Origin of the sequence: Bacillus sp. TE8-1 (assembly GCF_008368855.1) — a bacterium.
In the GTDB taxonomy this organism is placed as follows: Bacteria; Bacillota; Bacilli; order Bacillales; family Bacillaceae_G; genus Bacillus_A; species Bacillus_A cereus.
This window is the reverse complement of the sequence record NZ_QPET01000014.1, coordinates 410631-422832: the sequence shown is the minus strand read 5'-3', so window position 1 is coordinate 422832 and position 12202 is coordinate 410631. Positions and strand designations below refer to the sequence as shown.

Below are 12202 nucleotides of genomic sequence, written 5' to 3'. Positions count from 1 at the left end.
GAATAGACAATTATTCGTCTATTCGATCTTTCATCTGTTTTAATATTTTCTTTTCAAGTCTTGAAACTTGTACTTGCGAAATGCCTATGCGCTCTGCTACTTCTGATTGTGTCTGATCTTTATAGTAACGCAAGTATACAATTAAGCGCTCTCGTTCATCTAGTTCTCTAATCGCTTCTTTTAAAGCAATTTTATCGAACCATTTCGTTTCAGATTGATCTGCAATTTGATCTAAAATAGTGATTGGATCTCCATCGTTTTCATATACAGTTTCATGTATAGATGAAGGCGCACGGCTCGCTTCTTGCGCTAGAACAACTTCCTCTGGCGTTAGTTCTAGTGCCTCTGCCACTTCATTAATCGTTGGAGCCCTTCCGAATTCTTTCGAAAGCTCATCTCTCATCTTTCGAATTTTGTTTCCTGTTTCTTTTAAAGACCTACTAACTTTCACTGATCCATCATCACGTAAGAAACGTTGTATTTCACCAATAATCATTGGAACTGCATATGTTGAAAATTTCACGTCGAAAGATAAATCAAATTTATCTACCGATTTTAAGAGCCCAATACATCCAATTTGAAATAGGTCGTCTGGTTCGTATCCTCGATTAAGAAACCGCTGTACAACCGACCAAACGAGGCGCATATTACTTTGAACGATTGTATCTCTCGCTTGTTGATCTCCATCTTGACTTTTTTGAATTAACGCTTTTAGCTCGTGGTCCTTTAACTGAGGTTTCTTCTTCTCATTTTTGACCTCTATGTCCATAGGCTATTCTCCTTAATTGCATAGAGCGTTACTATTTGATAAGTATTTTGTCAAATGGATTGTTGTCCCGAAAGATTCGTTTGAAATAACTTCTACTTCATCCATAAAATTTTCCATGATAGTAAATCCCATTCCGGAACGCTCTAATTCAGGTTTAGTTGTAAAAAGGGGTTGTCTCGCTTCATCTAAGTTAAAGATTCCAATCCCTTCATCTCGAATCGTGAGTTTCACCATTGCTTCTTCCAAAATTACAGAAATATAAACAATACCTTCTGCATTTCCTTCGTATCCATGAATAATTGCATTTGTAACCGCTTCTGACACAACTGTTTTAATCTCCGTTAACTCTTCCATCGTTGGATCTAGTTGTGCAATGAAAGCCGCCACAGTAACGCGAGCGAACGATTCATTTTGACTTAATGCTGAAAATTGAAGGTTCATTTCATTTCTCATCTATGCCACCCCCAACGTCGCGAGCGCGTGCGCTTCACTTTCTTCTAAGCGAACGATTTTGAATAAGCCCGACATTTCAAATAAACGCTTAACAGGCGGTGAAATTGCACAAACAACCATTTCTCCACCTAATCCCTTTACGTGTTTATATCGGCCTAATATAACACCTAGACCAGAACTATCCATAAAAGATAAGTTCTCTAGGCTCAAAACAATATGATGAACACCATGTGTCTCAATCATATCTGTTACTTTCGTTCGCAACTCTTCAGCCGTATGATGATCTAATTCACCCTCTAGTCTCACACATAGGACGTCACGTTTTACTTCTAATTGCATGGAAAGACTCACACGATTTCCTCCTTATGCTCAAACTTTACTTATTCACATACATAAAGATTTTCGTGATATAAAATAAGAATCCTTCCTGCTGACAAAAGAAGAACTATTTCGTCATAAAGTGAAACCTTTCAGCATTATTCACTTATATACGAATAGAAAAGCGGCAAAATATTTGCCGCTATTTTGATGTTGAAAACATCCCAAAACTTCTTTTAAATAACTCCCACCAGCTCGCTGCAGCAACATCTTCTTTTGCTATAATTGTTTGTTTTAATAAAACATCTTTATCTTTTTTTATAACAAGGGTGCCAAGCGCGTCACCTTTTTTAATCGGTGCTTTTACTTTCTTTTCAGCAATTACTTCTTGTTTTACCTTGTCCATATTCTCGCCCTTCTTCATAAGAAGAGAAACATTATCTGACGCAACTAAATCTACTTTTTCTTTTTTCCCTTTTCCTACTTGAACTGTCTTAATTTTTTCGCCGCGCGTATACAATTTCTTTGTCATATATTGTCCAAATGCATAGTCAAGAAGCTTCGTCACTTGGTTGTTCCGTTCTTTTGATGTTGGTGCTCCCATGACAACTGAAATGACACGCATGCCATTTTTTTCAGCCGATGCTGTTAAACAATATTTCGCTTCTGTCGTAAAACCTGTTTTTACTCCATCTACGCCAGGATAAAAACGTACTAGTTTATTCGTATTAACGAGCCAAAACTTTTTATCCGTATCTTCACGTAAATAATCTTCGTACTTACCTGTGTATTTACGAATAAGTGGATACTTCATCAATTCTCTCGCCATTATAGCCATATCATTTGCTGTCGAATAATGGTCTTTGGCCGGAAGACCTGTTGGGTTTTGAAAATGTGTATTTTTCAGCCCTAAATCTTTCGCCTTTTTGTTCATCATATTTACAAATCCTTCTTCTGAACCTGCGATGTGCTCGGCTACTGCAACAGATGCGTCATTTCCAGATGCAATTGCAATACCCTTTAACATCTCATTTACAGTCATCTCTTCCCCAGGTTCTAAAAAGATTTGCGATCCACCCATTGAAGCTGCATGTTCACTCGCTCTAACTTTATCGGTCAGTTTTAGTTTTCCTTTTTCAACTTGTTCCATAATTAAAAGCATTGTCATAATCTTTGTCATACTAGCAGGTGGTAATTTTTCATTTGGGTTTTTATCAAATAAAACTTTACCTGTATCTTGCTCAATTACGATTGCTGACGACGCTTGTTCCGCTAACTTCGGCGTTGTTTCTTCTGTTTTCTCCTGCTTCGTTTTTTCAGATTGCGCAAAACTCACTGAAGTTCCAGAAAGCAATAACATGAAACAAACAAGTATTCCAAAAACTCGCTTCATGACTAACCCTCCATTCTATATCAGACCTATTTTTTCCAATTCTCCTTTTTTTAATACCAATTTTTTCTATTATTTTCAGTTGACAAATACATTCGTCCCCTATATTGTATTAAGTGTATTATATATAGTAGTACACTTAATACATATGAGGAAGGAGACATTGCTCTTGCATATTCAACTTGACCCAAGAAGCAACACTCCGATATGGGAACAAATTGTTCAAAATATAAAAGAACTCGTATTGAAAAACATGTTGGCTCCAAGTGATAAACTTCCTTCTGTACGCGAACTCGCTTCTTTACTCGTTATAAATCCAAATACAGTGAGTAAAGCGTATCAAGAGTTAGAGAGACAAGGAATTATTGAAACGTTACGAGGAAAAGGAACATTTGTATCCCAATCGATTACCCCAACATTAGACGAAAGGAAAATCGCTATGGTTGAAAAGCAATTTCATCAATTACTATTAGAAGCCTCTTATCTTGGTATTACGAAAAATAAAATTCATGATTGGATAGATTCATACTATAAAGAGATTGGAGGGAATACGGATGTTGAAAGTGACAAGCTTGAAGAAAACAATTGATAATCAAACAATTTTAGACGATGTTTCTTTCACATTACAAAAAGGTAGTATCGTCGGATTACTTGGAAGAAACGGCGCGGGAAAAACAACTTTATTACGAACGATGGTCGGCATTTTAGACCCAGACGAGGGAACTGTTACATATGAGGATATCGACATCCATAAAAATCCTGAAACGAAACAAAAAATCGTATATGTTCCGGATTCTACTAACATACTGAACGGTTATACAGTAAAAGAAATCGTGAAGTTTTATAAAGCAGTTTATACAGCATTTGATGAACCATATTTCTACGAACTACTAGAACGTTTCAACTTACCAAACAAACGAATTCGTAGTTATTCAAAAGGAATGAAAGCACTGCTCGCCATCATTTTAGCCGTTTCTACAAAGGCAGAATATATCATTTTAGATGAACCGACAAATGGACTTGATCCTATCGTGAAAAGGAAAATTTTACAGTTTCTCGTTGGAGAAGTTGCAGAAAAAGAGATTACCATTTTCATCTCCACTCACCATTTAGATGAAGTAGAACAAATTGCAGATACAATCATTATGTTAAAAGGACATACTGTAGCATCTATTACGTCACTAGACGATGCAAAATCACAATTTGCAAAAATACAAGTAGCTTACGAGCGTTCATTACCTCAAAAACTAGAAAACTTAAGCAATATTAAAATATTAAATCAAACAGGAAAAGTATATACGATTTTAATTGAGGGAAATGTGGCTACAACACTGGAGAAGTTTTATAAAGAGCAACCACTGCTCATTGAAGAATTAACAATGTCACTTGAAGATGTCTTCGTTACGACACTGGAGGAGGATGGATATGTTTCATAAAGCGTTGTGGATGTGGAATTGGAAGCGCGGGAAATATGCTGCGTTACTTTTTCTCTTCAGTTCACTTTATCTTCTATCTCTCGGATACTATAGAAGTGCTCAGATGGAACTCGATAAATATTACGAATTACAAGAAAAAGGGAAACAGTATTATTATTTTTATACCTTTTCTTCAGGAGAAGGTAATAGTTTTTGGTTAACTGTTCTTATCATTGCTTTAGCCTGCTTATTGATAGGATGGGAACGTAGCAACCAATCGAATACACTACTTATGACGATGCCATTTAAAAGAAAACATGTTTTCTTATCTAAATGGGCTTTCGGTTCTTTCTGTATTGTGAGCTCGTTACTTATAAATTGGATTATTATGTATGTTATTTATAGAACAACTATCCATTTTGATTATCAATCATTTAGTCCACTTCACCGATACTTTCTTTATGCAATAGTTTCTTATGTTGCAGTCTATACAGCTGCTCTATGTATCGGTACTTTTACTGGAAGTATTGTTTCACAGGTCATTTTTTGCATTCCATGGCTACTAATGGGCCTTACATTTATTCCACTAGTGTACACTTTTACACTAAACCATTTAGGGGCTACCGATACTAAAAATAATAAATTAGATCAACAACTATATGAAATCAATCAAAAAACAAATATAGTTGTACCAATATATCGCTTTTCTATTGATTATAACTATCAGCCAGATTCTCGGAAGAGGGACAACGATCCAACTACTTTAAGAAATCCAGCATCTCACGTATATTATTCAGCCAAATCAATGTTAGTCCCTATTTTCTATACAATATTTTATTTACTACTTGGGACATATTTATATGTGCGTTCACCAAATGAAAATAGTCAAAGGATATTTATTTTCCAAAAACATTTAAAAATATGTATATGGGGGACAACCATTTACTTTTCATTACTAGGTGGCTATAAAATCAATCAATTTTATTTCTTACCTAACTACTATATCAGTTTGTTTCTCGCTGGAATCATTACTTATGTTGTATTATCACGCCTAACAAATTATAAAGTTTTTTAAAGGAGAGATCCTATGTTTCAAAAAGCACTGTGGCTAAGAACGTATCAACAAAGTAAATATGTTGTATGGTTATTTTGGCTCGTCAGCTTCTATAGTTTGTCATATAAATACTATATGACTTCTATTCAACAGCAATATTTTCTAAATATGAATAAAAAATGGAAAGCTATATATCATTACAGTTTTGATTTAACACTTCTAGATTCTATCATGCTGTTAGGTAGTTTGCTAATCGTTCTAGCTTGTACGTTAATTGGATGGGAAAGACAAAATAACACTAGCGACTTGTTATGGTCTATGCCCTTTAAACGTTCGCACCTCTATATAACAAAGTGGTTGTTTGGAATCTGTAATATCGCGGCTGTTGTCGTTTTAAACTGGGGACTATTTGCTATTATGAAAAAGTTGACTTTTCATAATAAATATCAAGTATTCTCCCCCTTTCATAGTTACTTTATATACATGTTAATTGTATTAATTGCTATTTATACACTTGCCTTATGTATAGGAACAATCGCTGGAAATGTGATATCGCAAGGATTTCTTACTGCAGCTATATTAATCTTCCCAGTGTTACTTCCATCTCTAATATCAGGAGTTATTGCTGTTCACTCGAATGCCGACTTTCATGAGAACAATGGCATTATACATGATGTTATGGAAAACATACGTATTTCTAGTCCAGCAGAAGATTTTAATATTTACTTTAATTATGATCCACAAAGCGCTTATACTGATCAAAATGGAGTGCGTCATAACGAGCCAAACTTTACAAAGATTCCACCGGTCAAAACATTGATTGGACCTATTGCACATATCCTTATTTTATTACCACTCGGTATATATTTATATGCCCGTTCAGTCAATGAGCGAAATGGTAACTACTTATTATATCCAAAACTACAAAAAGTAGTTTTAGCTTGTGCGATTTTCTTTGGGGGAATCATCGGAGGTTTAATACTAAGTCATGAGCAGTCATTGTCTAGCTTTTACATCGGATTTTTAGTGACTAGTTTCATTACGTATTTCCTCCTACCTAAAATATTAAAATGGAAAGTCTCTTGGAATTTTAAATAAAATAACCTCCTCTCGATGAGGAGGTTATTTCACATTCTCTCTCCTATCCCCATACACCATCTCTTCTTTCATCCCAAATCCATCACCATTTTGCACAATTTGCTCTGTCGGGGCAACTACACTTTCAGCAATTTTCCATTCCCCACGCTCTTTTACGAATACTTGTAGAAAATAGTTCATGCCATCTAATTGATATGCATTTTCTTTTTTTACATTATAGTGAATCGCAATGTAGTACACTTGAATATTTTCTTTTCCTATTTTTGATACGTATTGCGATAGTCTCGGTATATAGAGTGCTGCTTTCTGAAAAGATAGTTGCTTCGCTTTAACAAGCGATGAACTTGTTACATTACGTAATGTGTCCTGATTGCGAATATTATCGCTATGGTGGAATAATACTGCGTTTTGCATAGAACGAACCCATAATTTCGAATATAAGACTGTATTATCGTTTTCAATGTACTTCACTTCTTTTCGCACCACTTGGATAGGTGTATCTGCGTACGTGAATGTTTGAAAATAGAAAAAACCACCAAATAAAATGGTAAGTGCCGCAATATATTTCATAATCTTTCCTCCGATCTTTTAATTAAAGTATCGGAGTTTCAAAATATTTTTATTCAAAAGAAAAAGGATAGGAATGCTTTCGCTTCCTATCCTCATTTATTATAATACGCGGCCAAATAGTTCTAAGACCATTTCTATTTCTTGGTCGCTCCAACCTTTAAATCTCTCTTTATAATATTCTTTACGCACAGCTTCAAGTTTTTCAGTTACTTCTCTTCCGTGCTCTGTAATTTCTAAGTACACGATTCGACGATCTGAATTAGAACGTTTTCTTTCTACTAATCCTTTTCGTACGAGACGATCTGTAACAGCTGTAATATGACTGGAGGTTACGTTTACTTCACTCGCAATTTGCGAAGCCATCTGTGGACTCTTTAAAAATAACGCACGTAATACAGAAAATTCATTATATGGCATATGTTCTGCAAAACGTGTATTAATATCATTTTGTAATAAACGTATCATTTTTCGAAATGATGCAGATAAATCTAAAATCAGTGTTTCTCTTTTTTCGTTCAATAGCCTCGTCCCTTTTTTATCATATTTACACATATTATAATCTATAAATACCTATGTTGTATATGCTTTCTTTCCTCAACATTCTCATTTATGTAACTTTTTTCATATAAATTTCTTTTTTGTTCACACATATACATATAAAAAGGATGGTGATGGAAAATGCAGGGTGGAATGAATCCTTATTTACACAACGTACGCACAGCTAATACTGGTAAAGAAGCTACTATTACTGTACAAGGGGAAGGCGTCGTTAAAGCAAAACCGAATGTTGTTATATTAACGCTTGGCATTCGAACAGATGATAAAAATGTAAAACAGGCTCAAGAAGAAAATGCAGTGCAATCCAAACAATTGCTGGATGCACTTAAACAGCTTGGTATTGCCGATAAAGATATAGAAACGATTTCTTATACGATCACTCCTCAATACGAATATGTAAATGATAAAGCATTGCTACAAGGATACCGCGTGGAGCATTTGTATGAAATTACCGTTTTAAATGTACAAAAAGCTGGGGAAGTATATGATATAGCCGTTTCAAATGGTGCAAATGTAGCAAAAGGTTTACGTTTCCGAGTATCTCATCCAAATAAATATTATGAGCAAGCTCTCATTCAAGCTCTGCACCAAGCAGTAGAAAAAGCTCGTGCTATTGCGAGTACATATAATTTAAATATTAATCCTGTTCCCCTCTCATTCGTTGAAGAATCTGCCCAATTACCAAGGGAGGTTACGTCTTATGCTACTTTACATGCACAAGCAGCCCCGCCTATTCAATCGGGTGAATTAGAAATCATTTCATCCATACGGGCTATTTTTACGTATTTATAACGAATTCTCTTTACAAGTAAACGTTATCATTTTACTTGTTGTAAAAACATGATGTTCTGATATAATAAAGAACGGTGAGCTCTTACAAAAGAGATATCACGGGTGGGAGAGGGATATGAAAAAGAAGGTTTAACATGAAAGGAATACTTGAAAGAACATTTAAATTAGGTTTACACGAAACATCACCAAAACAAGAAGTTTTAGCTGGAGTTACGTCATTTTTCACAATCGTATATATTATGATTGTAAATGCGTCAATCTTATCAGATGCTGGCATTCCTCTTGAAGCTGGAATTTTAGCAACTGTTTTTAGTTCATTTGTCGGATGTCTACTCATGGCATTTTGGGCAAATGCACCTGCTATTCTTGTCCCGGGTATGGGTGTAAATGCATTCTTCACGTACACAGCTGTGCATACACTTGGACTAACTTGGCAAGAAGCATTGGCTGCTGTCTTTATCTCTGGTATTATTTTTGCAATTGCCGCTTTTACACCAATCGCTCGCGTGCTATCAATATCAATTCCAAAGTCATTAAAGGAAGCGATTACTGTCGGCATCGGATTATTTTTAGCGTTTATCGGATTGCAAAAAGGTGGTTTAGTCGTTTCGAACCCAAATACTGCTGTGGCAATGGGGAAATTAAGTAATCCTGTCGTTCTTGCGACATTACTTACTCTTATCATTGCACTTGTATTATTTATTCGTAACGTACGTGGAAACTTTTTATGGACGATTGCAATAGGAACTGGTATCGCATGGTTATTTGGTCTTGTGGATACGAGTCAAGTGGGAAATAGTTCATTCTCATTCGCTAATTACGGTGATGTGTTTGGAGCTATGTCATTTGGGAAACTTTCTTCCTTACCGTTTTGGATTGCAACATTCTCCTTAAGCATGGTGCTTATTTTTGAGAACATGGGACTTCTGCACGGTTTATTAGAAGATGACCGTAAATTCCCACGTGCTTACCAAGCCAATGCAATTTCAGCAATGACATGTGGTCTATTTGGCACAAGCCCTACCGTATCAACAGTAGAAAGTGCCGCAGGTATTACTGCAGGCGGAAAGACAGGTCTGACGTCTATCGTTACTGGGTTGCTATTCTTTGCATCACTGTTTGCTCTTCCATTTGTCAAATTAATTCCTGATAGTGCCATTGCACCAATCTTAATTATTATTGGCGGGCTGATGATTACAAGCATCCAACAAATTCCTCTGAATGACTTTTCAGAAGGATTTCCAGCATTCTTAATTATCGTTATGATCCCGCTCACATATAGTATCGCTGATGGCATTGCGTTCGGATTTATCGCTTACCCTATCTTAAAAGTTGCTCTTGGAAAGCGTAAAGAAGTCGCACCATCTATGTATATCATTACATGCTTATTCTTAGCTATGTTTGTATTACATGCTATTGGTTAAAAAAACACCGAGGAAATCCTCGGTGTTTTTTTTACTTAAACCATCCTTTTTTATAAAACCAGGCCATCATTCCGCCGCCAATTAGTGCCATGATAAGTAGACAAATAAAATAACTATATTGTCCACCAAGCTCTGGCATATGCGTAAAGTTCATTCCATATACTCCCGCAATAAATGTTAATGGCATGAAAATAGTCGAGAATACAGTTAATGTTTTCATAATGTTATTCATATGATGTGAGTTTAATGAAAAATAACTATCCCGAATATCTGCTGTTAACTCTCGACTTGCCTCAATCATTTCTGTTAGTTTAAGCAAATGATCATGTATATCTTTAAAGTAAATTTCATGATCGCTTATACCATAAAAACGAGTCGAATTTAAAATACGATATAATAAATCACGCATTGGAATGATTGTACGCCTTAGCTTTGATAAATCTGCACGTATATCAAATACCTCTTCTAATACGCTTCCTGCTGTCTCCCCGGTTAAATTATCATCAATTGCATTTAAATGATCCTCAATGTAATATACAGGCGCAAAATAGTCATCTACAATTTGGTCAATAATTGTATGAGCTACGTGTAAAGGACTATTTTTAATACGCTTCTTTTCTCCAAGTGTTTTCCATACTCTTTCGATTGCATTGTTATGAGAAAAGTGGAAAGAAACAATATAACGATCACTAATAAATAAATCGATTTCGTGCGGTTCTAGTCCATCTTCCCCAAATGCATGAAGAACTAAAAAGTTATATCCATCATAAAAATCAACTTTTGGCCTCTGTACGTATTCTATACAGTCTTCAATTGCAAGGGGATGGAACTTAAAATGGTCCTGCAGAATATATGTATACTCTTCTTTCGTTGGCTTATATAAATCTAGCCAATACCATACAATATGGTCTTTCTTTGTTTCTTCTAGAGAAACATCATATAATACTTCATCTGTTTTTGTTACTGCACAAATTCTAATCATAATTTCACCCATTATTATTATAAACAAAAAATAGTAAAAAAAGCCAAGGAGAAACCTCCTCAGCTTTTTTTATTACTTCGTTACGATACCGTGTACTAAAGTTGGTGCATCTACGTGTTCTTTAGAGATCTTCATGTTCTCATAAATTTTCGCTTTTACATCTTCAACATTTTCGCGGTTTGCGTAAATTGTAACGAGAGATTCACCTTGCTTCACGCTATCGCCTACTTTTTTGCGCAGCATTAGACCAACTGCTAAATCAATTTCAGACTCTTTCGTTGCACGTCCTGCTCCTAAAAGCATTGCTGCTGTTCCGATTTCGTCTGCAACGATTTCTGATACATATCCGTCTTCTTTCGCTTCCACTTCAATTTTAAATTGTGCTTGTGGCAATTTAGAAGGGTCATCAACAACAGATGCGTCACCGCCTTGCGCTGATAAGAACGTTTTAAATGATTCTAGCGCTTTTCCGTTGTTCATTACTTCAATTAGCTTTTCACGTGCATCTTCTAAAGATGAAGCTTGCCCAGCAAGGTACACCATTTGACTTCCAAGTGTTAAACATAGCTCTTCTAAATCTTTCGGCCCTTTACCTTGTAATGTATCAATTGCTTCTTGAACTTCTAATGCGTTACCGATAGCTTCACCGAGTGGTTGACTCATATCAGAAATAACTGCCATCGTATTACGACCAACGTTATTACCGATACGTACCATTGCTTCTGCTAAACGTTTTGCATCTTCATCCGTTTTCATAAATGCACCTGCTCCAGTTTTTACATCAAGAACAATTGCATCTGCACCAGCAGCAATTTTTTTACTCATAATCGAACTTGCAATAAGCGGAATTGAGTTTACTGTTGCTGTTACATCACGAAGTGCATATAGCTTTTTATCAGCAGGTGTTAAGTTACCACTTTGGCCGATAACAGCGATTTTGTTTTCATTTACAAGACGCATGAATTCATCGTTTTCAATTTCCACATGGAATCCTGGAACTGCTTCTAATTTATCAATTGTACCACCAGTATGTCCTAAACCGCGTCCAGACATTTTCGCTACTGGTACATCTAAAGCAGCTACTAATGGACCTAATACAAGTGTCGTTGTATCACCAACACCACCTGTTGAATGCTTATCTACTTTTACACCTTCAATAGCCGATAAGTCGATTGTATCACCGCTATTTACCATTGCCATCGTTAAATCAGCACGCTCTTGATCGTTCATATCTTGGAAGAAAATTGCCATTGCAAGTGAACTTACTTGATAATCAGGAATATCACCATTCGTATATCCTTCAACAATAAAGTTAATTTCTTCTGTCGTTAATGCATGTCCGTCACGTTTTTTTGCAATTAGGTCCACCATTCTCATTG

General features: G+C 35.7%; 14 protein-coding genes. 6 read left to right on the top strand and 8 right to left on the bottom strand.

From position 1 onward, the window contains the following. Positions 1-10: 10 nt before the first annotated feature. The 4 genes from sigF to dacF form a co-directional block, all read right to left on the bottom strand. On the bottom strand, positions 11-769 hold the full coding sequence (gene sigF, locus DN404_RS14070; protein WP_000350729.1) for an RNA polymerase sporulation sigma factor SigF: 759 nt from the start codon (positions 767-769) through the stop codon (positions 11-13). A 12-nt stretch (positions 770-781) separates the two neighbouring features. After that, entirely contained in the window at positions 782-1222 is a 441-nt protein-coding gene (spoIIAB, locus tag DN404_RS14065) for an anti-sigma F factor (RefSeq protein WP_001243398.1), read from the bottom strand. Further along, positions 1223-1573 carry an anti-sigma F factor antagonist gene (gene spoIIAA / locus DN404_RS14060; RefSeq protein ID WP_000059135.1) on the bottom strand — a complete coding sequence of 117 codons (351 nt, stop codon included), beginning with the start codon at positions 1571-1573 and terminating at the stop codon, positions 1223-1225. 169 nt (positions 1574-1742) lie between these two features. After that, the gene (dacF, locus tag DN404_RS14055) at positions 1743-2933 is read right to left on the bottom strand and encodes a serine-type D-Ala-D-Ala carboxypeptidase DacF (RefSeq protein ID WP_000831997.1); all 1191 of its coding nucleotides are present in this window, start codon (positions 2931-2933) and stop codon (positions 1743-1745) included. 166 nt (positions 2934-3099) lie between these two features. Between dacF and DN404_RS14045 the strand changes: the two genes are divergently transcribed. The 4 genes from DN404_RS14045 to DN404_RS14030 are packed head-to-tail and all read left to right on the top strand — an operon-like array spanning position 3100 to position 6497. After that, on the top strand, positions 3100-3519 hold the full coding sequence (locus DN404_RS14045) for a GntR family transcriptional regulator (protein ID WP_113304055.1): 420 nt from the start codon (positions 3100-3102) through the stop codon (positions 3517-3519). Continuing rightward, the gene (locus DN404_RS14040) at positions 3485-4366 is read left to right on the top strand and encodes an ABC transporter ATP-binding protein (RefSeq protein WP_149215139.1); all 882 of its coding nucleotides are present in this window, start codon (positions 3485-3487) and stop codon (positions 4364-4366) included. Before DN404_RS14045 ends, DN404_RS14040 begins: the two co-directional genes overlap by 35 nt. Further along, the gene (locus DN404_RS14035) at positions 4356-5420 is read left to right on the top strand and encodes an ABC transporter permease (RefSeq protein ID WP_000468529.1); all 1065 of its coding nucleotides are present in this window, start codon (positions 4356-4358) and stop codon (positions 5418-5420) included. Before DN404_RS14040 ends, DN404_RS14035 begins: the two co-directional genes overlap by 11 nt. Positions 5421-5432: 12 nt before the next feature. Further along, the gene (locus DN404_RS14030) at positions 5433-6497 is read left to right on the top strand and encodes an ABC transporter permease (protein WP_149215138.1); all 1065 of its coding nucleotides are present in this window, start codon (positions 5433-5435) and stop codon (positions 6495-6497) included. 24 nt (positions 6498-6521) lie between these two features. Here the strand turns inward: DN404_RS14030 and DN404_RS14025 are convergent, their stop codons facing one another. Together DN404_RS14025 and DN404_RS14020 are read right to left on the bottom strand one after the other, a co-directional pair. Further along, complete coding sequence (locus DN404_RS14025) at positions 6522-7067, bottom strand: hypothetical protein (RefSeq protein WP_086410751.1); 546 nt, start codon at positions 7065-7067, stop codon at positions 6522-6524. A gap of 99 nt (positions 7068-7166) precedes the next feature. After that, positions 7167-7586: a MarR family winged helix-turn-helix transcriptional regulator gene (locus DN404_RS14020; protein ID WP_001003305.1), complete on the bottom strand. Its 420-nt coding sequence runs from the start codon at positions 7584-7586 to the stop codon at positions 7167-7169. 159 nt (positions 7587-7745) lie between these two features. Here DN404_RS14020 and DN404_RS14015 point away from each other — a divergent pair, with 159 nt between their 5' ends. Together DN404_RS14015 and DN404_RS14010 are read left to right on the top strand one after the other, a co-directional pair. Next, a complete protein-coding gene (locus DN404_RS14015; RefSeq protein WP_001161448.1) occupies positions 7746-8417 on the top strand; it encodes an SIMPL domain-containing protein in 672 nt (223 codons plus the stop codon). Between the two features lie 134 nt (positions 8418-8551). Continuing rightward, complete coding sequence (locus DN404_RS14010) at positions 8552-9841, top strand: NCS2 family permease (protein ID WP_000676238.1); 1290 nt, start codon at positions 8552-8554, stop codon at positions 9839-9841. Between the two features lie 31 nt (positions 9842-9872). On the opposite strand, the gene corA is transcribed toward DN404_RS14010, so the two are convergent. Together corA and DN404_RS14000 are read right to left on the bottom strand one after the other, a co-directional pair. Next, positions 9873-10835 carry a magnesium/cobalt transporter CorA gene (corA, locus tag DN404_RS14005; protein WP_002000765.1) on the bottom strand — a complete coding sequence of 321 codons (963 nt, stop codon included), beginning with the start codon at positions 10833-10835 and terminating at the stop codon, positions 9873-9875. Between the two features lie 60 nt (positions 10836-10895). Then, entirely contained in the window at positions 10896-12200 is a 1305-nt protein-coding gene (locus tag DN404_RS14000) for a pyrimidine-nucleoside phosphorylase (RefSeq protein WP_001243069.1), read from the bottom strand. Between the last annotated feature and the right edge of the window lie 2 nt (positions 12201-12202).

What these genes read in the sequence shown, in the direction of transcription:
- sigF (WP_000350729.1), bottom strand. Translation starts at nt 769, where the DNA reads ATGGACATAGAGGTCAAAAATGAGAAGAAGAAACCTCAGTTAAAGGAC.
- spoIIAB (WP_001243398.1), bottom strand. Translation starts at nt 1,222, where the DNA reads ATGAGAAATGAAATGAACCTTCAATTTTCAGCATTAAGTCAAAATGAA.
- dacF (WP_000831997.1), bottom strand. Translation starts at nt 2,933, where the DNA reads ATGAAGCGAGTTTTTGGAATACTTGTTTGTTTCATGTTATTGCTTTCT.
- DN404_RS14040 (WP_149215139.1), top strand. Translation starts at nt 3,485, where the DNA reads ATGTTGAAAGTGACAAGCTTGAAGAAAACAATTGATAATCAAACAATT.
- DN404_RS14035 (WP_000468529.1), top strand. Translation starts at nt 4,356, where the DNA reads ATGTTTCATAAAGCGTTGTGGATGTGGAATTGGAAGCGCGGGAAATAT.
- DN404_RS14030 (WP_149215138.1), top strand. Translation starts at nt 5,433, where the DNA reads ATGTTTCAAAAAGCACTGTGGCTAAGAACGTATCAACAAAGTAAATAT.
- DN404_RS14025 (WP_086410751.1), bottom strand. Translation starts at nt 7,067, where the DNA reads ATGAAATATATTGCGGCACTTACCATTTTATTTGGTGGTTTTTTCTAT.
- DN404_RS14015 (WP_001161448.1), top strand. Translation starts at nt 7,746, where the DNA reads ATGCAGGGTGGAATGAATCCTTATTTACACAACGTACGCACAGCTAAT.
- DN404_RS14010 (WP_000676238.1), top strand. Translation starts at nt 8,552, where the DNA reads ATGAAAGGAATACTTGAAAGAACATTTAAATTAGGTTTACACGAAACA.
- corA (WP_002000765.1), bottom strand. Translation starts at nt 10,835, where the DNA reads ATGGGTGAAATTATGATTAGAATTTGTGCAGTAACAAAAACAGATGAA.
- DN404_RS14000 (WP_001243069.1), bottom strand. Translation starts at nt 12,200, where the DNA reads ATGAGAATGGTGGACCTAATTGCAAAAAAACGTGACGGACATGCATTA.